The following is a 22,764-nucleotide window of genomic DNA, read 5'->3' on the forward strand; positions in this document are numbered from 1 at the left end:
TTGTGCTAGTCCTTGGGTGTTCACGGCTTAAGTAATGCCTACCACCTCAGGTTTGTTTTTACTGGCAGACAATTGGTTAGCTGGTTCCTTGGCAAACTGGCACCGCCGGAACTCAAAGGGCGGATCAACTGTTCCTATGGCTAGGGCAATGCCGAGGTAAAAGCGTTCGTCGCCAAGCGCTAATTCAGCGTTGATAAATCGCTCCAAGATAGTTTCAACTTGCGCTGGGGTTAGAGATTCTGCTGGAGTTCCCTGAAGCTGTTTGAGTACCTGCTTTAAGGTAATCGGGCTGTCAATCGCTTGATAGACGCTGGCTTCAGCAGCGTTAAATGTCCAGATTGTCTGGCGACCCCAGCGCGTATCTTCAACCAACAGCCCGCCGTCTGGTGCAGAATAATATGTGAGTTGGGGCAATGTGAGGGCTTCCCGCCAGATGCGAATCCATTCCAGGACTGCCGCCACTACCCCGTCAAAAACCTCATCGGCAAGAGTGTCTTTCCACTGAGCCTCGAAGTAGTAGGCAACGCGGGATAGATTGATGCGATCGCTCGGAAACAGCCCTGCATACCAAGTACTGGGCTGGATATTTTCCATCCAGCGCTCCCGATCGTTGAAATAGGGACTGAACCGATGGCACTCAATTTTGGGAGAACCCCCCGCAGGCGGCACCAAATGCACAAGTTTACGAATCCATTCCTCCATCTGGGTGTAGTCTTCCTGCCTCTCACCGGGAAAGCGAATCAGGTTATTCCAGTTGACAAGAACACCGTACTCGCGGCAGCACTTCATGAAGAACACGTTCTGCAAAGCAGTGGTTCCTTTATTCATCAGCCGCAGCAAGTGGTTGGAGAGGCTTTCAATACCGGGTTGTACGCAACTAATCCCGGCATCCGCTATTGCCTTAATTTGTTCCCGTGTTAAAGTAACTCGTACCTCGTAGAACAGTTGCAAATCCTTGCCGAAGGGCTTTTCTTTGAGAATGGGCAGCAAATCCTGAAAATAGGTGGTTTGTAGGATATTATCTGTAGCACGGTAGGCGCGGGCTAGCGGGTAGCGTTTAGCAAAGCTATCGAAGGTACGCAAGACAGTTTGGGCAGACTTAGCGCGGTAGGTCATGCCATCGCCATTTAGACCGCAGAAGGTACAGTGGCGCTTCTGTCCCCACCAACAGCCACGGGAACTTTCATAGGGGAGAAACAGTAGTTGCTGCCACTGGGGAGAGTTGGTTAAACCCACTGCCGTCGCATCGGTGAAGAAGTCGTCGAAATTCGGCGGGGGTAAGGAGTCGAGGACTTCAGCGCTTACCGGTTGGTACGGTGCAGCGACCTTAACTTCGTTGCTGCCGTGCCGATAGAGGATGCCTTGCAAACCTTCTGGAGGACGATTTTCGAGGAGTGCCTGAAACAAGGAGACGATCGCATCATCGGTTTCGCCGACGGATACAGCATCGATCCAAGGTATCTTGCGGATCAGTTCGTCGCCCATTTCGTCGTGAAAGCAGGCACCCCCGTAAAGAAGCTTAACATCAGGGAACACCTGCTTGAGTAGTCGCCCTAGTGCCAAAGAGGCAATAGTTTGGAAAAAGGTACAGCTAAAAGCGACTACTTTCACCTCGCCCGCAGCGCGGATGCGTTCCACGCATTCCCATAAGAAAGCGGGCACGATTTGCTCGCGAATCAAGCGCAACCAGGCTTTGGAGTCAGGGACTTTGGGAATCGACCCCAGTTCTTCACCGCATAATTCGATGAATTTGTCAACTGAAGGACCAAACGGTTGCTGCCAAGCCTGTTCGGCAAACAGCCACTCGCCCACCTGAGTGTGTACCCCTTTGAATAAGGCAATAGTTTCGTAAGCCCCAAAGCCGATGCGTTGAGCAAAGTGCAGGTTGAAGTGATGGACGCGGCAAGGCAAATCAGCCTCAGCTAACTGCGCTTTAAATAGTCCCAAAGCTAGGGGAGGATGGGTGATCGAGCCGAAGGGCATGTATATTAAGTGAATCATAGCCACCTCAAATACCGGGGATAATGGGGATGATGTCGATAGCGCAAGCATCAGCAGCACAGGCATCCGCCGGACAGATATCGATGGCACAAACGTTAGCACCACAAGCGTTGGCACCACAAGCACCAATGCCTCCGACATCTGCCCCACAAGCCTCTGCTCCCGATCCCTCTGTACCACAGGCGGCTGCGCTACAGGCATCTCCGCCACAGGCGGCTGCGCCACAGGCGGCTGCGCCACAGGCGGCTGCGCCACAGGCGGCTGCGCCACAGGCATCCGCGCCGCAAACCCCTATACCCCCTAGTGCTAAACCGCAAGCCCCTACACCCCCGACATCTGTACCACAGACATCTGCGCCGCAGACACCAGCACCGAGAAAATCCTGACCACACACCGCTACGCCAGCGGCGGCTGCACCACAGGCCGAGACTAGGCTACCCTCAAGACCGCAGGCGGCTGCGCCACAAACATCAGCAACACAAACATTCGCATACCCTGCTGCTGCGCCACAGGCGGCTGCCCCGCAGATATCGTTGGGACAAGCCTCTAGACCGCACACGGAAGTCGCCCTAGATTCACTGGGAGTGTTTTGAGGTTTTGTATCGGTGTCTATCCTCCACGTCTCCCACCACCCAATCTTGTCCGCAACTGCTCCCACCGTCCAGTCGCCTTCCCCATCCCTGGCCTGCAGATACTTATTATTAGCAAGTGCACGCACCGCAATCTCATCCCCCTGGGAAACAAACGTATTGCTTTCGGTAACACCTGCCCGCACGATGACGAACTTCTCCGAAGAATCTCCTACGCTGTCTGCCGTGGCAAATACGTTTCCTTGAGCATCGCCGCTGAGATACCTATTTGTGTGATTACTTTTTAGGGCGATGATATCTCCATAGCTCACTATACCGTTGTGCTTTGTATCCCCAGCACGCCATATTGTGAATTTTTCCCAAGTTTCATTCCGAGGCTGTTGGTCGATACCGCCGTCTTCCATTGCTGACATCCAGCGACCATGATAGGACTTGAGGGAGATGGTGTCTCCAAAGTTGAGGACGTTATTGGGAATGACGACTCCTAAAGCTTTAATGATGATACTAGAGACTTTGTCATTCGCTAGAAAGTCATCTGGGTAGCTGTATTCACGTAAGTCGGGGACATCTTCATTAAACACCCAGCTGCGCCCAGTGAAGTCGGAGTGTTCGTATAGAGTTACCAACAGACCTGATGGCACTTTCATGGACGAGATTATATCGTTCCAATTGATATCCAAGTCTCCTGTGCCCAGTAATAGCCATTCCTGTAAAATGTCCAACGGAGAGCCGCCTATGTGGGTGAGATCGTATTTTCCAATGCCCAGAATCAGTTTTTTGCCATTGTAATTTGTGTGTTCATAGAACGTAGCGACCTCTTCAACCAGAATCGCGGAAGTCTGATCGTTGTAGAAGTTAGCGTTGGTAGATAAATCATAGTCACAGGCAACCATCCACTTATCGCCCTTGAAGTTCGCATTCTCGTACATGATTACCCGCAGACCTTCAGGAACTCTCACGGAGCTGATCTGATCGTTACCAAACTCTAGATCCCCCATGTTGTAGGTACCTAGACCCAGTTCTTGACTTGGCGAAATGAAATTAGCATTTTGGTATACAGTCGCTTTTTTCTCAAACAAAGCTCCATCAGGAAGGGAGGTCACTTCGCTCAGAAGCCATTTTTGGTTATCGCTATCGCGATTGGGAAACTGCTGGATCACAGTTCCTTCCTCCTTTGAGCTAGCGTAAACGTCAATTACTTTGCCGCTGTTGACGTTTTCAATCCGATAGACTCCCCGATCCAGCTCTATCAGCCTCCATTTTTGATTGGAACTGCCAACCCAATCATTCGTAATGAGCTGGACTTCATCGGCGGTACTGCTATCTGGAACTTCCAAGACCTTTTGGTTAGCCACACATTCAATCTTGCAGGTGCCTTTGAGATAATAGTTGCCATTAGCGTATTGGCCGTCCTCTAACGGGACAATTTTCCACCGTTGGGAGTCACTTTCCGTCCATTTCTCTTGAGTGATTTTTCCATCCAAGTTTTGGGTAACGACTAACTTACTTGAGACAGACGTGATTACATAAGTTCGGTCAACATTTGGACGAGCATTGCTCCGATAAAATAAAGGAGAATTCCCGGCATGGTTCACAAGCGGTTTCACTAGGTACTGCATAAAACTCTCTCCTCATTAGAATGGGATCATAAATCTCAAAAGTTGTGCGTTCTAGCCCACTACTTGGCAGCCAATGCGTACATAGCTTCCATCTTGTCTGGCAATGCTTGACCGGGCAGATACACATCAGCACATAGTTCAGATGGTTCGGTCTTAATCATTTCCGGGTCATAATCATCGGTGGTAATCGCGCCCATCTTCACCGCCCGTAACACCAGCCGTTCTTTGATGTTGTACTTCCAACTCGGACACGGCAACACTGCCGCCTCGCCACGGGTTTCTTGGGAGTGGATGAATTTGTAAGCACACGCCCCCGAACAGTTGGGCAAAATTTTGCAGTTGCGGCAGGTGTCGTTAACAAAGGGCGTCCAGTCCATCCACTGCTGTGTTTTTTCATTCTGGACAACTGCTTTCATGTTGAAGATGCTGCCCACGGCGTGTTGAGGAAAAGTTACCGTGTCCCAACACTTGTGGATATCTCCAGAGGGCGTAATCACAAAAGCATTGGGTCGTACTGCCCCGCAGACACCGTGGAATCTTGGTGGATAAGGCAGCGACACCAGCCCCTTCTCAAAGGCATACCAGTACAAATCTGATTCTAAGGTTCCGTATTGCTGCTTAGTCATGCAGACGCTGGCAACGTTGTGGCAGCCTTCAGTCATCGCCTCTACTGGTGCAAAGTACATGCGAACAGTCTGGCGATTGCCAAACCCCATGGACGCGAGATGGTCGATTAAGCCTCGAATACGGTCTTGATTACGGTGGTCAATGTTGACTCGAATCGAGAAGGGTATAGGTACGCTATTGACAATCTCGTGCAGGTTCTGGGTAATACTGTCAAAGGAGGGCTTGCCTGACAGCAGCACACGGCGCAAGTCGTGGTCTTCGCGAGCACCGTCCAACGTCACCTGCACCGTCTTCAACCTTCGCACGTACAGCGATTTGGCTACCTCGACGTTGAGCCGATAGCCATTGGTGACCATCATGGCGTCGTACTTGATGCCACGAGCATCGCACAAACCAATGAAGCGGTCGGAAAGCGCTTCAATAATCTTCAACTGAAGCAAAGGCTCGCCGCCGTACCAGGCAACGTGCAAGTGATTAATGTTGGGAACGGAACGCTCAACCAAAGCGACAATCGCGTCCTGCACCTCCTGGCTCATAGTTTGGCTGGGCTTATTCTGTCCCTGGAAGCAGTAGTCACAGCCAAAGTTGCACGCTAGAGTAGGCGCGATAGTGAGAATCATCGCTCGTTCGTTGAAGCGATGGGCGTTGTATTGTTCCTCTAGAAGTGCTAACTCATCAAAGTAATTGGCAACTAAATAGCCGCCCTGAATGAGCTGGCGCACCGTTGGATCGGCAAGATTGGGAGCTTTGCCACTTGCAACAAATTGATACATTTCTTGTTCGTGCTTCTCCCACAAAGCAAATCCGCCAGTAAAGCCGTTGTAAGCCAGTAGGCGACCTTGACAGAGGGGGATAAATATGTTGTATCGGCTAGGTTTCATAGCAATTTCGCTTTCGCTAGTTGAAAAATTTTCCCTAAAGTCTGCAAGTACGGAAGGAGATTAACTCTATATATTCTCCAAAAATAGAAGATACTGTTGGCGAATCGATTTTAAAACTCTCAAACCCTGACTCTACCCTAGCTCATGGTAACGAAGAATTAAGGCTTGTGTGAATTTGCCAACAACATTAATAGAATACAAGATATTTCTTTGAAATTAGTTTCCCGTGATCCTCGCGGCTACAGTGAGCCGCGAGCACCTTCAGATTGCCTTGCTGGGGCGTTGCTCCCACGACTACATTAGAACTTCGTTACCATAAGACTCGCGTCCTATAGCAATCCCATGTAAATTTTTGACATTATACTCGTCCGAGTCTGTGCAACCTTGCCTGTTGCAAGATTTCTTCTGCAAACCTAGGATTATTCTGCATTTCCTGAAACAGCATAACTAATGTATTAGGGCAACCTTCAATCTCAATACTCACACCAGAAAAAGTGATATCAAAGATTTGAGTTGTTTTTTCTAGCTGTTTGTGGTCTTCCTGTTTGATATTCAGAATGCGCACATTTTCTTTGAGCGGGTTTGTCAAAATCTCATTGACTTTAGCTTTTGATTCAGCATCTACTTTTAAACCTGGTTTAAGACGCTGATTAATTAATTCAGTCTCTTCAGATTTTAGTGGCTCGTCCTGCATTTTTTCAACTTTTAGCTCTGTTCGTTTTCCAGATTTTAGAAGAACTGAAGACCTGAAATTTTCTGGTTCATCAACATCCACTTTTAGTTGATTATTAGTTGTCACTTCCGATTCTTTTAGAGTTTTAATAGTCGAGAAATTTTTCAGAGCATTATCATTCGACTTCAACCTTTTTACATCATCACTTACCTCGAAATACTCTGAGCTAGAAATTGCTCTTCTGTTTTTCCCACCAATATTGGTAGTACTGATACTATAAGTTGTACCAGAGCGTTGAGCAATGCGCTCTGATGATTGAGCTAAAAGTGTTTGTTGCAATTTTTTTAACATATCCTCGTCAATACCGCATTTTCTAGCATATGCCCGGTCTATTTTCGTACTGTACGAAGATAGCTCTGACTTCAACTTGCGTACTAACCCTTCAGCAACACAACACTGCTTCGCCACTTCATTATTACTCCACTGTGACCATTCAGGATCGCTAAGCAATTTGAGTACAGCTCTCCTCTTATCGCTATTAGAACGTCTGAGTCCGTGTGCAGCGTTAGCACTAACTGAATATAGAATCGCATCTCGCTGGGTTCCTTGTCGAATGTCTACTGCAATGGTAGAAGCTGCTGTTTTTTTAGTAGCCTCTAAGCGGTGGAACCCATCAGCTAACCAGTAATGTGTGCCGTCATAGAAAACAGTTAGAGGAGGAAAGTTAATTCCTTTTGTTATGGCTTCACTATACTCATCAATTAATTTCTGGTTGAGCTGGACTCGGGATTGAGTAGTGCTATCAGCATGAATAAGTGAAATTTCCAGTTCTTCCATAACTTGGATACCTCTGATAAATACATAAATGGGTAGGAATTTCTTAGTCCTTTTTTGTCAATCTGGGAAAACGTAATCTCTGAAAGCCTTTCTAAGTTTGACTATGATTTTTGGATTAGCGATCGCTAACATCTTTGTACTTATGATTCATACTTGTTCTGAAACCTGAGTACAAAGCTAAGTTTGATGTCTCATTTTTGACTCACTTTTCCACATAATTTTTAATTGACAAAAGCAATTTTATCTTAACTTGTCACAAATGGTCCTATTAAGGAAAACTTTTTGGTTTACTGAATTTACAATTACTACTCATAAAAGGGAAGGTCGAGGGGACGCTGGCTATCTCAAAATAAAAAGTTTAGCAACTTAAGCTTAACTTGCTAAACTTTTCTGGTGGAAGAAGAAAAAGTCTGCAATAATTTTCTTGACAACTATCAAAATCTGGTCAATATGGTTAGTAAAGGTCAAACTTTCTTCCCAAAAATGTATAGTTGGGGTCTAAAAACAGAATATGTTATGAATGTTGGTTCAGGTCTTCTAGCTGGGATTTATGGAAGAACAAACTATGATATTGATGCACTTGGATTTGCCCTTTTATTGCCTATTAGAGACAGCATCCTGAAGAATGTAACATATCCAACTCTAGATGCTGACTTAGTAGCAACTACACCTTTCATAATTGACCGAGTAACAATAGATAACCTACAAGGTACAGTGCCGAGAGAAGCCGTTCTCAAAGGCTCAGAAACATTAACGGTACAAACTACTTGGAGTAATTCAACATCCCTAGAAGTATCAATAACATCGACTGTGCAAGCTGGTATTCCATTAGTTGCTGACGTAGAGGTCAGTTTTAGAAAACGATATACATAATGTTGCGTCCAAAGGAATTGTTTTCCATGCCAGAAATTAATGATTTTAAAGACTTAAAATTTGGCAAAAAGGTATGGATATAGCTGAAAAATGCTATTTTTCGACTAAACCCTTTTCTAAAGAAGAATTATATGGTATGGTTCAACAAATCAGGAAATCAGCAGTGTCTATTCCAGCTAACATAGCCGAGGGATATGGAAGAAGAACGACTGCTGAATATATCAGATTTCTTAATATTGCTCAAGGGTCGCGTAGTGGTTAGAGACACATATTATTTTATCTTACTGGGTAGGACTATCTAAACAAGAAGATATAGAACCTATTGTTTCTTTACTACGAGAAGAGAGTCGCATAATTATTGCTCTTATTAAGAGACTAGAATAATGCTCTCTTTTTCCTTCTTCCCTTCTCCTTTTCTTCACTGTTCCCCGTTCCCTGATTCATTAATAGTTTAGCATACTAAGTACCGAAGAACCAAAAAATCTAATAAGTTTTACTGAAACCCTGTGATACGGTGCTTGTAGGTTAGGTTTTGTATTAAAATGCAAGTTATCAGATTTAAAGAGCCAGGTTGCCCTCTGCTCAAGCCAACTGACAAATTTATAAATAAAACTTATCACTTTAAGTAGAAGAGAGCCGATATATGCGAACCATATATCGGCATAAAAAAGGACAACCACCAGTCTTCCCAATACATAGTAATATCAACAACAAAGCGTCTTTTGGGAAGTACTGATGGCTATGCTTCAATTAAATCACAATTAATGTCCCTTATAGGCGGTGAGGATGTCAAAATAATGAATAGAGTTCTTGAAGAAGTCAGCAATCTTGCGCGTGAGGGTTACTACGGCTCTTGTTGTACTAAACTGGGATTTGCCTGCACCTCTTGCACAACTTCACGGACGACCGCGCATAATTCATCTACAATTGTGTTCACAAATGGCTGACCCTTCAAATCTTCAGTAATCCACGGGTCCATAACTACCGACCGCAACACCGTAATCGACTTATCTTCAGGATCGCTAACTGGGCTGTCCAGATCGAGCAAGCGCTGCTTATAGTCGTCAAAGAATACTTCACCATAGGTTTTTTTAATGAAATCAGTTGTACTGACAATCACACGATAGTTGTAGATATCGCGACCATCAGCTTTGATACCAACGCGATCGTAAATCAGCTTATTGAAAGCATTAACTTCCTTGAGGTTTTGGTTCCATTGACCGTTAACTTTGTAGTTGAAGGCGTAGGTGAGAATATTCAAGTCTGAGCCTGTTTCTCGCAACAATTCTAAATCCTTAAGGTTGCTATCTTTGAGAATGGCTTTATGACCTTTTTTAGCAACTTTTTCACGTAGCAAGGCGCGAGCCTCTGCTTGACTCTTGCATTTTGCAAAGGGACCGACGAAGGACATTTTTGGTACAGGTACAACCATAAAGTTTTCATTTGGCTGATTGGCGTCCAACAGCCGCAAGTGCAAAGTTTTGCAATTATAAAAGCTGCGTCCCAAGATTTTACCGTACCCTTCTCTTGTGGGACAAATTGCCGCATGGCTCAGGTATACACCCGCCGCAGCCGCTCCTGGTTTGGAGCCTTCGATACCCTAAGTACCAAGGATTAATTCTTCTTTCTCAGAGGGATCGGAGTTGATGTAGGGAGCCTCGAAAGCAATTAAGCTACGCATCGCAATGTTGCGATAGCAGAGCGCACCTGCTGGATAGGGTAAGTAACCTGTTTTGTGGGGGTCAACTGTAATTGTATCGGCTCGGCCCAAGTTTTCATACTGTGTGGTGACGTAAGTACTCATGGGTAGAACCGGAGCCGGTGTACTGAATCTTTGCCGAGCGCCATCGGAGGATGCATCCCTAAGGAGCGAAGCAAAGTAACCACCCCAGGCTGCATCAACATGAACGGCGAACTCAATGTCTTTGGAGCGGTATTTTTGATCGCGCAGTTCCAAAATTTTCTCTAGGGGATCGACGGTTCCTTCCTCGGTACTACCGATGACTGCAACTACTGCGACAATAGGCTGGTTGGCATCAATGGCGGCATCAATGGCGGCTTCTAGTTTGTCTGAATCCATTCGCCCATAGATATCCAGGGGAATACTTTTCATATTGTCAGCACCGATACCCAGGATGGCTGCACCTTTGGGGAGCGAGTAGTGTTGCGAGCCAGGAACGAAAATTACATTTCCACAACTTAGGACCAACGTCATGCTTGAGATATTCCGAAGTATATCCTTGAGTTTCTGCAATTTCGTCATACTTTTTACGTTGCCAAGCTGCTCGAAGCATTGCTGTTTCAATATCTTTCAGATGTCTGTTTGTTTTGGCAAAAACTGCAGCATCTGCTACTTTAAATGCTTCTTCAAAGTCCATGACTTCAATCCTTCTCAATTTATGTGAACTACCTACAACAACCTTACGAGTCAGTGTAGGCTTTTGCCATCACAAGACGTTATCTTACAAGGCAACACGAGTGCGAGAGTCAGTAGCTAGTTGTCAAAAATGTAACGGAATTTAGTTGGGTGGAGTTTTACCAGTTGCGCTTTAGCTGCAGCAACCACCTTCTGGGGAGTAAAACCAAATTTGTTCTGGAGTTCTTTAAGGGGAGCTGAGGCTCCAAAGGTATGCATACCGATGCGATCGCCATTTAAGCCGACATACTGACCCCAACCAAAAGTAGAAGCTTGTTCGACACAGACTCGGGCGGTGACAGTGGGTGGGATAACGCTGTCTCGGTACTCTTGACTCTGTTGCTCGAACAGCTCCCACGAGGGCATACTTATCACACGGGCGTTAATGCCCTCGGCCAAAAGTTGCTCATATGCGTTGACACACAGAAAGACTTCGCTACCAGTGGCTATCAGCAAAACGTCAGGTTTGCCGTCCGGTACATCAGCCAGCACATAAGCTCCTTGCTGGACACCAGACGCCGGAGCGTATTTGGAACGGTCTATGGTGGGCAACGCCTGTCGTGTGAGAACGAGAACCGTTGGGGAGTGCTGTAGCTGCATAATTACCCGCCAAGCCTCCACCACCTCGTTGGCATCTGCGGGACGCAGGGTAATCAGGCCGGGAATGGCTCGCAACGAAGCTAGCTGTTCCACAGGTTGGTGCGTCGGTCCATCTTCGCCGACCCCAATCGAGTCATGGGTGAAGATGTAGATTGCAGGGATTTCCATCAGCGCGGCGAGCCGGATTGCGGGTTTCATGTAATCGCTAAAGATTAAGAACCCGGAACCATAAGGGCGGACTTTGGTAAGTGCCATGCCATTAAGAATAGATCCCATTGCATGTTCGCGGATGCCAAAGTGGAAATTTCGACCGCCATAATTCTTGGCAGTGAAATCTCCGGCTTCATCGAACGTGAGACGGGTCTTAGTTGAGGGAGCCAGGTCAGCCGAACCTCCAATCAGCCACGGTACGTTCTTGGCAATGGCATTAAGCACTTTTGCTGAGGCATCACGTCCGGCTAATCCTTTGGCGTCGGGCAAGAATGTAGGTAAGTTATAATCCCAGTGTTCGGGCAACTGCCGATGCTGCATCCGATATAACTGGTCAGCTAGCTCTGGATACTGGACTTTGTAGTCATTGAACTTGGCCATCCAGGCTTCACGCAGTTCATATCCGCGCTTGCCAATCCCTGACTGAAAATGCTCTCGCACCCCTTTGGGCACCAAGAACTTGGCGTTTTCCGGCCAGCCGTAATTCCGCTTAGCCAGCTTAATTTCTTCTTCGCCCAACGGTTCTCCGTGAGCAGCACTGTTGTCTTGTTTGTTCGGCGCACCGTAGGCAATATGGCTATCGACGATGATTAACGTAGGTTTGTCGGGCGTGTTCTTAAAGGTTTTAAAAGCCCGCTCTAGCATTTCCAGGTCATTGGCGTCGCCTACGCGAGTAACATTCCATCCGTAGCCGATGAAGCGCGTGGCTACATCTTCGCTAAAGGCCCACTCAGTATGCCCTTCGATAGTGATCTTGTTGTTGTCATAGATCCAACACAAGTTAGAAAGTTTGAGGTGACCAGCCAAGGAAGCTGCCTCGCTGGATACCCCTTCCATCATGCAGCCGTCACCACACAGGGCGTAAACGTCATAATTGAACATCTCGAAGCCGAGACGATTGAAGTACTGGGCCATCCATTGTCCAGCAATGGCCATTCCCACACTGGTAGCAACTCCTTGACCTAGGGGACCGGTTGTCGTTTCAACGCCGGAAGTCCAACGATACTCCGGGTGACCGGGACACTTACTATCAAGTTGGCGAAATCGCTTGATGTCCTCCAAGGGCACTGATAACTCCCCCAACTGCTCGTATTTGGCATTCACCGCCTTGACTTCACATAAGTGCAGTAGCGAATACAACAGCATAGAAGCATGACCGATGGACAGAACAAAGCGATCGCGGTTTGGCCAGATCGCGTCATTGGGGTCAAACCGTAAAAATCGCTGCCAGAGGCAGTAGACCACTGGTGCCATAGACATGGGGGTGCCAGGATGTCCGGAGTTCGCCTGTTGAACTGCATCTATAGACAGGGTACGAATGGTGTTAATACATAGTTCATCAGTTTGCTTTTGGATATCAATTTGCGTTTGAGTAACCACTGCTTTCTCTCCTCTGGGTTTTTACATACTTTAAAGTGAAGCAATCAACTATTTCTTTGCCTGCCATTCAAGTCCTGAAATTTTTGTTAGCAAACTTAATCAAGTTTTTAAGTAGGTCGGCACGAATAAAGTTAACTAGTTAAGAGTGTCATTTGTCATTTGTAAATATTTTAGCGGTTTTTAATGTTCTTAACATAGTTGCTTTTATTCCCGTCTACTGACTTGTTACTCCCTTTTTAAATAGGAGAATTATATTTTATAAATTCAATTACTTCAGGCTGAAATTAAGTTTATATCAACATTTTTTCAATCATTCAAGAACAACTCTCTGAATTAAAAGTCTCCATCTTCACTGTATAAATCAACCAGTTACAACAGAGCAATGTCTCTAATACCAATTCTCTGTGAAATTGCACTTTATTTACCCTCATTATACCGTCCCCTCCGAACCAGCAGGGGAACTACAGAGGGGTAAATTTAATGCACCTTCATAGAGAAACAGTATAAGTAGGTCGGCACAATTAAAGTTAACTGGTAAGGGTCGTCCTTTGTCATTGTTCAAGTGTAAGAGTTTCAGGTGTATTTACATTTTGTGACGTAGTTCTGTTTATTCGGTGCCTACTTACTTAAGCTTACGTAGAACTCAAGTTACTAAAAACTTACTTATTCTCCAAGTGCCTTGCAAACATTTTGGACAAGAGTCAGCTTGATCGCATCATGTATATCAGGTGCAGATCGCGCAACAGCGCTAACAGTACGCTTGAAATGAGTTGCAGCTTTGTCAGATTCTTGGTCAATCAAACCCTTGACTGTATTCGTGACACGGTCGGTACTCAGGCGGATAGACTTGACAAGTTCATTGTTAGCACGCATAACTACAGGGTCGATGGACGAAATGCGTTGTTCGCTAAGGCTTGGTCTTTTGGCTTCATATTCGCTTTTCGGCAAAAAATTAACCCATACACTAAGCAAGCACACCGCCCACATCAGCAAACTCAGCATTACCAGTAGTAGCGTCTGGCGCAATCTTCTAGAAACTTCAATCATTCTAACCATGAGGTTACCTCTTTCCTGCTTGGTTAAGCAGTTGTATAAATAGCTCAAGTAAGTACAGTTTTCACTTTCAATAAACTTTTGACCAGTTAAAATCGCTAATTTAAGGGCTAACTTAATATTTTTTTGCTGTAAATTTCTTCGTGATGTATTCAGTAGTGATAAGTAGGTAGGCACCGAATAAACAGAACTACTTTACAAAACATAAATATACTAGAAACTCTTACCAAGTTTCCCCTGTGCTATTATCTCGGTTATTTGAGACGTTAGGAAAAGAGTAGCAACCGACAGATTTGGTACCGAGTAAATCTTGAATCCGCAATACTTTTCTAGCTTTCATTTTATTTGCAAACATCTTCATTATTTGTAAGAGAAAATACTAAGTTTTTCTTTAATAAGTCGATCTTCAATGGACAAAACCTTCGTTGAATCGGTAGAATAAATGAAGTTTCACAGTAAAAGAGTTTGGAGCTAAATAGCAATGGATAATAGCTGTGTTTAATAATTTGAGCGCTCCAGATACAAACGGTAAAAAGTTTTTCACTATAGTCTATGCACGCAGGATGTGCTCACGCGAGGGGTAACAACTATAAGCAACTTCTGTTAAATAGTATATTTAGCTCTTTACATTAGAATAGCGCTCAAAGAGGATACAACCATCCTTTCATTCAGAAACATCATAAATCAAGCTCAAACAAACTTGCATGGGATGGTCTTACGTATAAGCCTAGGAATGAGGTAGTCATGTTAACCAGAAGGCAATTGATGATAGCAAGTGCAGGGTTGGGAGCAGCATTTCTCGTTCCGGCGATATTCAAAGCGAAGAGAACTTATGCGGCTTTACCGCAGATCTCGAAATTTACCGAGACTCTACCCATCCCGTTCCCGAGTGCAGCACCCAGCACTTTAACGATCGCATCGAGTTCACACTCGTTCCACAGTAACCTGGGGGCAGGTCCCACGTGGGGCTACGGCGGGGCTTCCTACCTTGGCCCTACTATCGAGGTCACTCGGGGCACGCCACTTAGGCTCACTGTGGAAAACAAACTCGGAATCCACCTGTTGCCACTCGACGTGAGCTTACATGGCGTGCTGGAGTCCGACAGAACTAGCCCACGGGTGTCGTTGCACCTGCATGGTAGCAACACCGAACCACAAAGCGACGGTTACCCAACAGATACGTTCACGCCGGGACAGTCCTATGTATACAACTTCAACAACAATCAGGAAGCAGCAACGCTGTGGTACCACGACCATGCGCTCGGTATCACTGGACAGAACGTGATGGCTGGGCTCGCCGGGTTCTACCTGCTGAGGGACATTGACGATCCAGCAGGTGGTAATGGACCGCTTGGTATCCCCGCTGGGGCTCCTTATGAGATACCGATAGTGCTGCAAGACCGGACATTCAATGACGATGGCTCAATATTCCACCTCGAAAAGTGGGAACCGGAGTTTCTTGGTAACGTCGCCACTGTCAACGGTAAGGCGTGGCCGAACCTTGATGTTGAACGCACCGTGTACCGATTCCGGATCGTCAACGGCTCAAGTTCTCGAACCTACAACCTCAAACTATCGTCAAATCAGCCAATTATTCAAATCGGTACCGACGGGGGGATGCTTAATGCTCCGGTGTATCTGTCCAGGCTGCTACTGTCTCCCGGCGAGCGGGCTGACGTGCTGATCGACTTTTCCAGTAGTCTGCCGGGAGACAAGATCGTTTTGGAAAATGAAGCTATTTCGCCATATCCACAAGGTAGAGCCAACACTATATTAGGTAATTTCTTGCTGCCTGAAATCATGCAGTTTACGGTGAACGCGGGTGCTGCCGCTCTTAGAGCTATTCCCCAGACACTGCGAGTGCATAAACCACTCATAACGCCGATTGCTACTCCGCCGGTGCGGCAGCGGTTTCTGACCCTAGTGGAAATCCCAAGCCCAACCGGACCGCTTGTGATGCTGCTCAACTACATATATTGGGATGAGGCCGAGAAATACCCAGAGGCGCTGATGGAGCGACCAAAGGTGGACACCGTGGAGCAGTGGAACATCATCAATCTTCAGCCAGTTGCCCACCCAATGCACCTACATCTGGTTCTATTCCAGATCCTCAATCGGCAAAAAATTGATATAACCCAGTACATGAAGGCATACCTCGCCAACGGCCCTCGCAAGGTGCTCACACACCACGCACCCGGTGGACCGACGGTACCAGCTGGCTACCCACCGCCCGACCCCACAGAGTTTGCAATCGGTCCGGCGAGACCGCCAGCGCCTAACGAAGCCGGGTGGAAAGATACCGTGCTAGTCAACCCAGGTGAGGTCACCCGTCTCATTGTCCCGTTTGGTGCCTCTGCTGCGGAGAACCTGCCCTTCGGCAACTCGTTCACCGGGCGCTACGTGTGGCACTGCCACATGATCGATCACGAGGACAACGAGATGATGCTGCCCTTTGAGGTGGTAGCATAGCCCCTACCAGAAGCAAGTCAGCTCCACAAAAACTATTAAACATTTAGTTTCCGTCGTAACTCTCATGGCAGAAAATTCCTCTTCATCTCAACCTGCTTCTACAGTAACTGAGAGCGAACCTAATAACTCTTTCGCTACTAAACAATCTCTACCATCTGGCATCAGTACTGTAAATGGACAACTTAGCAGCAGTGACCTTGACTTTTTCACCATCTCAGGTCTTAATTCTGAGAGTTTATTTACTGTAGAGGTCAATTCGGACACATTTGATCCAGTTCTGGGGTTGCTCGATCGTTCTGGTGATATCTTATCAGTAAGCGATGACAGCGCTAACAATAGTGTTATACCTATACTGACCGGAATAGTACCAACCAATGGTAAACTGAATTTGGCAGTGTCTGGTTTCATGGACAAAAACTTGGTAGGTGACCATTTTCAATCTGGTTCCTATACCCTGTCATTAAAGTCATTTACTTTACCCGAACCCTCAGTTAACCCAACAATCATCAACGGTAGCTTTGAAAGCAGTGATTTTACTGGATGGACAATAATAGGCTCTACAAGTATTCAGACGTCGGCGTTTGGCAGTGGTCCAATTGAAAGAACTTCCCAGGCTTTATTGTCAACTGCAGGTGCCACATTTTCTGACAAAATTCTAGAAACATTCTTAGAGTTGAAAGCTGGAAGCCTGGATAATATTGGTAATGGGGACGTTATTCAAGGCTCAGCTATTCGACAAACATTCACGGCGAACGCTGGAGACATTTTGACTTTCAATTGGAATTTCTTTACGAATGAGGGAGCACAAGTGTTCCCTTTTAACGATTTTTCCTTTGTCTCAATCAGTTCTCTATCAGAATTGGTTGACGTGATGTTTTCATCATCTGTGACTTCTTTGACGACACAATTTTTTGAAGAAACTGGCTTTCAAACTTTTTCCTTTACAATACCGATCGGCGGAACATATACTTTGGGACTCGGAGTTGTAGATGTGGGGGACAACACTATCGATTCTGGATTATTGGTTGACAATGTTACACTCACCTCCATACCTTCGACGATATAACGGAGACGTAATCCCTAATTGACAAATTGCGGGATAAGTTGGACAATCTACTTACATTCAGGAGGAAAACAGAAAGTAACAAAGCTTAGTACCGAGGGTTAGTAACTGTAACTTAATTATTAGACATAGCTACCTACCTTTACCCAAATTTGGGGAGCTTGTGCGGTTTAAGTAGTAATTTCCCTACTAACTGTATGGGTAAAATTTGGGTAAAATCGAACCATAGAGTTGCACAAATTTATGCCGAAAAGAGAGAAGTGGTTCAAAGTTTTATTGACTCAGCAAGAGTTTGAAAAGCTTCAAACTTACGCCGAATCTCAAGGTGGGAATATGTCTCAAGCGTTTAGAGAATGGATTAAAGGATTGTCATGCTCTTAGGGTTTAAAACAGAACTAAAACTGAACAATCAACAGCGCACAGAGTTATTAAAGCATTGCGGTGTAGCTCGTCATGCTTGGAATTGGGGATTAGGATTAACCAAACAAATTCTTGACCACAACAAGGCTAACCCTAATGAGAAGATAAAATTTCCTACTGCAATTGACCTTCATAAGTGGTTGGTAGCATTAGTAAAACCTGAATGTCCTTGGTATTATGAATGTTCTAAATCTACTCCACAAGAATCTCTAAGAGCCTTATGTCTAGCCTGGAAAGATTGCTTTGAGAAGAAGAAAGGGGTTCCGCAGTTTAAGAAAAAAGGGCGGCATGATAGTTTCACGTTAGAAGGAACTGTTAAAACACTTGGAAGCCGTAGTATTCAAGTTCCTAAAATAGGGGTATTGAAAACATACGAATGCTTACCAACTCATTGTCCTAGAAAAAAGAAAAAGTCTCCTCATAAAGTTCCACCAAATAGTTTCCAACCAAAATCAGTGACAATTAGTCGTGAAGCTGATAAATGGTTTATTTCATTCAGGTTTGAGGCAAGTAAGCCAGATCTGAAATTAGAAGACACTTGGTTTTTCTCTGAACACTCAGTAGTAGGTGTCGATCTAGGTGTTTCTAATTTGGCAACTCTATCCACTGGCGAGATTGTTGAAGGAGCTAAATCTTACAAAAGATTTAAAGACAAGCTAGCTAGACTTCAATGGTTAAATCGACAGAAAGTGATAGGTTCAGCTAATTGGAAGAAAGCTCAATTACAAATTGCTAGATTACATAGAAAGATAGCGAACATCCGAAAAGATACATTACATAAGTTAACCATACTATTAGCTAAGAACCACAGCGTAATAGTTATTGAGGATTTAAACGTCAAAGGTATGATGGCAAATCATAAACTAGCCGCAAGCATTCAAGATATGGGATTCTTTGAATTCAGGAGACAGCTAACTTATAAATGTGATTTGTTTGGCTCAAAGCTTGTAATTGTTGATAGGTGGTTTCCTAGTTCTAAAACTTGTTCCAATTGCGGAACAGTTAAGAAAGAACTTTCATTGAAAGAAAGAACTTTTAATTGTGAGTGTGGTCTCAGCATTAACCGAGACCTGAACGCTGCCATTAACCTGAGCCACTGCGTTGCCGGGGTTCCCCCGGTTGAAGCACGTGGCGTCAAGAATTATTCGTCCATCACCGTTAGTTAGACGGAGTGAGCCTGTGGACTGGAGGGTGCCGACATCACCAGAGTGAAGCAGGAATTAAGCATCAAAGTTCAGCTAGATTAATGACGAAAATGTCTAGCCTTGGGTAACTTTGGGTAAGCCTTATGTAACGGAGAATTGATGCCAGACTTTATGCCCTAAGAATCCTTATCTTTTAGCTTGCTACAGACAAACTCCCCCATAAGAGATAAAAGATATGCATTTAGGTTTAATTGCTGTATTAATTCTACTGTTTTTAGGACCATTTTTATGGATAAGCTACCAAGCCTTCATCACATTGGGCTGGACCTGGAAATTGCTGTTGCTGCCTTTAGCTTGGTTTGTCGGACTGCTATTTGGTGCGATCGCTGCTATGTTTCTCATTGGCTTGCTTGAATGGTTGAGCGCTCGCAACACCCCACCTTCAGAACCGGGGTCGATGGGTGGGGTGGCATGGCTAGGAATATGGCTAATTGCGGCATTGGTACTGAGTCCTCTTTGTGCAGCCATCTTTACCTGGCTAACTGCAAAATTCTTATTGCACCCTTAAGAAGGAGATGGCGATGGGGTTGTTGATTGGTTTTCCATATTGGGTTTCAACGTCCGCTTATATACCCTAAATAAAACTCACGCAAAGACGAGGCAGCGCGTTGCTCTGGTTACCACCAGTTGAAGCGCCTGCCGTCGCAAAGGCGCTAAGAAATGAAGAAATTTTTATTATGGTTATACTAACGGACATGATATGACCCCCACAAAACAGGTTACTTACCCTATCCAGCGGGTGCGCTCTGCTATTTGTGTTTCCGCACTGATTCAGTGTTTTTATGCAGGTAGGACAAATAGTTATAAAACTTTACTTTTTATTGTTCGAGCGTAATTAACTTTCAGGAAGAAACTAAAAAGCTGCATAATCTCCGTAAAGATTAAATCCAGCCCAGAAGAGGGGGTTGGTAGTATTAACGCTGCAATTAGACAAGCGATTGTTGAGACAATCTAACTGGGTTTGACGCAACGCTTCATCCCGTGAGAACTTGTCTAAATAGTTATAGAAACTAGTCATAAACGATACTGCCACCTTATCATCTACCTCCCACAGACAACCCAAGATACTTTGAGTACCGGATCGCCAGAGTGTTTCTGGTAAGCTGATAATCCAACGCCTGGGGAGAATAAAATGGTCTGCTGACCAACATGAGGAGAGGGTTGCGTGGCGTAATTTCATTAAGTTTATTTCAGAGAGTTCTTTTAAGCTAAGAATTTCTTGCTGTCCGGAGTCGTCAATGAGTACCAATCCTGAGCGTTCGGGTTGATTTGGCTCAAAAGTGCCGTGACAAGCTATGTGGAGTAGGGTTGCTTTGGATATACTTTCAATAACTGCAGCTTTATAAGCCGAACTATTTTCTAAGAGTAAGTAATTAATATGACGACGCTCTAACCACTGATTTACTTGTTTGAGTTCTTTTTTGACTCCAAGCAAGCTATTAAATTGGTTGTTACCGTTGGATATGCCAATGACCAGTGCTTGTTTGCTGGGAGAAGTTGAGGCTGGTTTTACCCGTCCGCCTTTAGATTCATAGGCAATAGAGAGGGTAGAATGTTCAATTAAATACTTTCCTTTGTAACGAATGGCAGCAAACGGAAAGCCGTGTAAAATATCATCTGGTACAATCGTCAAAGCACGGATGTGTTTTGGTATACGCTTGAGTATCTGTGGCAGTTGTAAAATGTCTGCTAAATTGTCGGCTACTTCTTGCCCCACTTGCTTTACCGATGTCATCTGTGCTTTATAGTCAGTATCGTCCACTTTCATATCTCGAAGAGTGTGGTTGATACCCTCAGTAGTCAAATTCATATCTCGAAGAGTGTGGTTGCCCTCGGCAGTCAAATTCATCTCTTGACGACTGCCGTTAATACCCTCGATAGTTTTGTACCAACGCTGCACAAGATTACGTACTGCAAGACGGGTGGTAGAAATGACGTGAAAATCAAACAGAAATCGCCCTGTTAGCACAACTAGAACGCGGTCAGGTAGAATCAGAAATGTCAAAGTAACTCGGTCTTTGGGGTGAGTTAGAAGATGTAGCCACAGTGAATCAGGAGGTAGAATTTGCACTTTGGCACTGTCAGCTTTGATTGTGCGTTTAGCTAGGGTATCTTTGTATCTATCAATATGCTCAACTAAGGCATTCAGCTTTCGCATCAACCGCAAGCGCAGCCAAGGACGCAATAAAAAATTACTTGTGATGAATTTTTGTTGCAAACGCTGCAACTGATTAATCTCTGTAGCAATATATTCTTCATCTGCTGTCCATTTATTCAACAGATAAAATACCTGGTCTTCTGGCGTTAAGGAAGAGGTTATTTGTTCGAGTAACTGATTTGTCGATGCTGTTAAAGCTTCTATTTTGAGGGGTGGATAATTTAACCTAGTACGACACCAAATCACAATCCGTTGTACCTGCCAAAGATCTGGTTTTAAACCCATTTCCTCTAATTGAAGACAGACTTCCTCTAAAATTTGATGCGCTTGATTAATCTTACTGATGTCATTGCTGTCTGTGCCTTGATAGTAAGTAAATATGCCTTCTAACATACGTATTTGTACTTCAATTAGATGGGAATCGGTAGACTTGAAGACTTGTTTAATATGCTGGAGTAAATCGCTTGCAGTTTTCAGGTCGAGGTTGCTTAACTGCCATTGAAAGGCTAAGGCGCGATCTTCAAACCAAGTTAGATAATTAGGGGATTGAGTTGATAAGTCCAGTCTTGCCTCTACTTCTGCTACAATTTGGTTTTTGTGTCTTTTTTTACGCATTTCCACAACTGAAAGTTCCACAGGACTACCCACTACGAGGGAACGACTACGGGCATGACAAAGTTGCAGTAACAATTCTGAGCGCGAGAATAAAGCTCGATCGCCAATTGTAGAGGCATCACGTTGAGCGTCTACTAAATATTCCTGAGCGGCGCTAGTTTGATTGAGGAGAATTAAAATATGGGCAAGATTGAGGTTAGAACGTAATTCTGCACGTTGTGAACGAAGTTGACGGCATAGTTCTTGAACTTGGCGAAATTGTTTTAACCCTGCACCTAAGTTTCCCCACAGTAAATGGAGTTTGCCAGATAGTTCTAACCAACGAATAAAGTATGCTGGATGCTCTTTCTGATTGAGTGACTCTTGCAGATGAAACAAATAAGTATCTGCATCCTCAAAGTTGCCCTTTTCTAGAAAGGCGGAGGCGATCGCCAACTTGAGGGGTCGTACAGTTTGCTGTGCTAAATCAGGTACTTTCTCTCCTTGAGAATGAAACAAACCCCGCCGCAAAGCAACGAGAGCTTCTCCATACTGTCCCAAAGCAGCCAACAACCGTCCCATTGCCAGGTATAATTCGGCAAACAGTACAGTTCTATCTTCTGCATCGCTATCACGCCAAATGCAACCTGCTTCCCATTGCAATAGCCCTGTTGACGAAAATTGGATATCATTAATATTACCAATGCGCGGAGCCATTCCTTGTAGGAAGTCTTGTGCTTGATGTAAATTCCCTATGTCTAAACAAAGTTGAATTCTTCTTAAACGTGTATAGTCAGCTGAAGATTCGCTGTTTGCTTGTTCGTATAAACCAACAGCACCACAAAGCAAGTCATCTGCTGCTTGAAATTCACCTAAAAAACCAGCCAAGTCAGCTAAGGACTGGGTAACCTTCAAATCTGCATCAATCAACTCGCAATGTAAGAGGCGGTAAGTAAAAAGTTGCCATAAATCATCGTAAGCACCCAGTAAATTGCCTTGACGCCATTTTGTTTGGGCTAGTTGAAAAGCAGCGTTGAGTTCATCAAAGGAATCGTATGACAAAATATCACCCCACTTAAATTTAGAGCTTGGATT

The 22,764-nt window shown here is 45.0% G+C and carries 17 protein-coding genes; 7 read left to right on the forward strand and 10 right to left on the reverse strand.

Annotated elements, in window-relative coordinates; genetic code table 11:
• Positions 1-27: 27 nt before the first annotated feature.
• The 4 genes from F7734_RS28540 to F7734_RS28555 form a co-directional block, all read right to left on the reverse strand.
• Positions 28-2,001, reverse strand: a complete 1,974-nt coding sequence (locus F7734_RS28540; protein ID WP_166482217.1) for a RiPP maturation radical SAM C-methyltransferase — start codon at positions 1,999-2,001, stop codon at positions 28-30.
• Positions 2,002-2,008: 7 nt separating this feature from the next.
• Positions 2,009-3,313 (reverse strand): Cys-every-fifth RiPP peptide CefA, encoded by a 1,305-nt coding sequence (locus F7734_RS63980; protein WP_243147144.1) that lies wholly within the window; start codon positions 3,311-3,313, stop codon positions 2,009-2,011.
• Between the two features lie 956 nt (positions 3,314-4,269).
• On the reverse strand, positions 4,270-5,718 hold the full coding sequence (locus F7734_RS28550; RefSeq protein ID WP_155747969.1) for a TIGR04463 family radical SAM/SPASM RiPP maturase: 1,449 nt from the start codon (positions 5,716-5,718) through the stop codon (positions 4,270-4,272).
• Between the two features lie 358 nt (positions 5,719-6,076).
• The gene (locus tag F7734_RS28555) at positions 6,077-7,228 is read right to left on the reverse strand and encodes a ParB N-terminal domain-containing protein (protein WP_155747970.1); all 1,152 of its coding nucleotides are present in this window, start codon (positions 7,226-7,228) and stop codon (positions 6,077-6,079) included.
• Between the two features lie 393 nt (positions 7,229-7,621).
• Between F7734_RS28555 and F7734_RS28560 the strand changes: the two genes are divergently transcribed.
• Both F7734_RS28560 and F7734_RS63985 read left to right on the forward strand, forming a co-directional pair.
• Positions 7,622-8,101, forward strand: coding sequence for a hypothetical protein (locus F7734_RS28560; RefSeq protein ID WP_155747971.1), 480 nt, complete (start codon positions 7,622-7,624; stop codon positions 8,099-8,101).
• 73 nt (positions 8,102-8,174) lie between these two features.
• Entirely contained in the window at positions 8,175-8,363 is a 189-nt protein-coding gene (locus tag F7734_RS63985; protein ID WP_243147145.1) for a four helix bundle protein, read from the forward strand.
• Positions 8,364-8,945: 582 nt separating this feature from the next.
• Here the strand turns inward: F7734_RS63985 and F7734_RS62260 are convergent.
• The 5 genes from F7734_RS62260 to F7734_RS28580 form a co-directional block, all read right to left on the reverse strand.
• Entirely contained in the window at positions 8,946-9,608 is a 663-nt protein-coding gene (locus F7734_RS62260) for a hypothetical protein (protein WP_207714234.1), read from the reverse strand.
• Between the two features lie 93 nt (positions 9,609-9,701).
• Positions 9,702-10,316 carry a pyridoxal-dependent decarboxylase gene (locus F7734_RS62265; RefSeq protein WP_207714235.1) on the reverse strand — a complete coding sequence of 205 codons (615 nt, stop codon included), beginning with the start codon at positions 10,314-10,316 and terminating at the stop codon, positions 9,702-9,704.
• Complete coding sequence (locus F7734_RS62270) at positions 10,219-10,479, reverse strand: hypothetical protein (protein ID WP_207714236.1); 261 nt, start codon at positions 10,477-10,479, stop codon at positions 10,219-10,221. Before F7734_RS62270 ends, F7734_RS62265 begins: the two co-directional genes overlap by 98 nt.
• A gap of 116 nt (positions 10,480-10,595) precedes the next feature.
• Positions 10,596-12,707, reverse strand: coding sequence for a transketolase (tkt, locus tag F7734_RS28575; RefSeq protein WP_347566299.1), 2,112 nt, complete (start codon positions 12,705-12,707; stop codon positions 10,596-10,598).
• Between the two features lie 663 nt (positions 12,708-13,370).
• A complete protein-coding gene (locus F7734_RS28580) occupies positions 13,371-13,763 on the reverse strand; it encodes a hypothetical protein (RefSeq protein ID WP_155747972.1) in 393 nt (130 codons plus the stop codon).
• A gap of 1,032 nt (positions 13,764-14,795) precedes the next feature.
• Between F7734_RS28580 and F7734_RS28585 the strand changes: the two genes are divergently transcribed.
• The 5 genes from F7734_RS28585 to F7734_RS28605 all read left to right on the forward strand — a co-directional run bounded on the left by F7734_RS28585 (position 14,796) and on the right by F7734_RS28605 (position 19,425).
• Complete coding sequence (locus F7734_RS28585) at positions 14,796-16,229, forward strand: multicopper oxidase domain-containing protein (protein WP_347566300.1); 1,434 nt, start codon at positions 14,796-14,798, stop codon at positions 16,227-16,229.
• Positions 16,230-16,293: 64 nt separating this feature from the next.
• Positions 16,294-17,295: a hypothetical protein gene (locus tag F7734_RS28590; protein ID WP_155747974.1), complete on the forward strand. Its 1,002-nt coding sequence runs from the start codon at positions 16,294-16,296 to the stop codon at positions 17,293-17,295.
• Between the two features lie 240 nt (positions 17,296-17,535).
• Complete coding sequence (locus tag F7734_RS28595) at positions 17,536-17,673, forward strand: hypothetical protein (protein WP_155747975.1); 138 nt, start codon at positions 17,536-17,538, stop codon at positions 17,671-17,673.
• Positions 17,664-18,878: an RNA-guided endonuclease TnpB family protein gene (locus F7734_RS28600; protein WP_155747976.1), complete on the forward strand. Its 1,215-nt coding sequence runs from the start codon at positions 17,664-17,666 to the stop codon at positions 18,876-18,878. Before F7734_RS28595 ends, F7734_RS28600 begins: the two co-directional genes overlap by 10 nt.
• Before the next feature lie 214 nt (positions 18,879-19,092).
• Positions 19,093-19,425: a hypothetical protein gene (locus tag F7734_RS28605; protein ID WP_155747977.1), complete on the forward strand. Its 333-nt coding sequence runs from the start codon at positions 19,093-19,095 to the stop codon at positions 19,423-19,425.
• Positions 19,426-19,770: 345 nt separating this feature from the next.
• On the opposite strand, the gene F7734_RS28610 is transcribed toward F7734_RS28605, so the two are convergent.
• The gene (locus F7734_RS28610; RefSeq protein ID WP_155747978.1) at positions 19,771-22,731 is read right to left on the reverse strand and encodes a CHAT domain-containing protein; all 2,961 of its coding nucleotides are present in this window, start codon (positions 22,729-22,731) and stop codon (positions 19,771-19,773) included.
• Positions 22,732-22,764 lie beyond the last annotated feature (33 nt).

The sequence above is a fragment of the Scytonema sp. UIC 10036 genome (assembly GCF_009725235.1).

Excerpts from the sequence above, each read along its gene's own strand:
- F7734_RS28540 (WP_166482217.1), bottom strand. The coding sequence starts at position 2,001 with ATGATTCACTTAATATACATGCCCTTCGGCTCGATCACCCATCCTCCC.
- F7734_RS28550 (WP_155747969.1), bottom strand. The coding sequence starts at position 5,718 with ATGAAACCTAGCCGATACAACATATTTATCCCCCTCTGTCAAGGTCGC.
- F7734_RS28555 (WP_155747970.1), bottom strand. The coding sequence starts at position 7,228 with ATGGAAGAACTGGAAATTTCACTTATTCATGCTGATAGCACTACTCAA.
- F7734_RS63985 (WP_243147145.1), top strand. The coding sequence starts at position 8,175 with ATGGATATAGCTGAAAAATGCTATTTTTCGACTAAACCCTTTTCTAAA.
- F7734_RS62265 (WP_207714235.1), bottom strand. The coding sequence starts at position 10,316 with ATGACGTTGGTCCTAAGTTGTGGAAATGTAATTTTCGTTCCTGGCTCG.
- F7734_RS62270 (WP_207714236.1), bottom strand. The coding sequence starts at position 10,479 with ATGGACTTTGAAGAAGCATTTAAAGTAGCAGATGCTGCAGTTTTTGCC.
- F7734_RS28580 (WP_155747972.1), bottom strand. The coding sequence starts at position 13,763 with ATGGTTAGAATGATTGAAGTTTCTAGAAGATTGCGCCAGACGCTACTA.
- F7734_RS28590 (WP_155747974.1), top strand. The coding sequence starts at position 16,294 with ATGGCAGAAAATTCCTCTTCATCTCAACCTGCTTCTACAGTAACTGAG.
- F7734_RS28595 (WP_155747975.1), top strand. The coding sequence starts at position 17,536 with ATGCCGAAAAGAGAGAAGTGGTTCAAAGTTTTATTGACTCAGCAAGAG.
- F7734_RS28600 (WP_155747976.1), top strand. The coding sequence starts at position 17,664 with ATGCTCTTAGGGTTTAAAACAGAACTAAAACTGAACAATCAACAGCGC.
- F7734_RS28605 (WP_155747977.1), top strand. The coding sequence starts at position 19,093 with ATGCATTTAGGTTTAATTGCTGTATTAATTCTACTGTTTTTAGGACCA.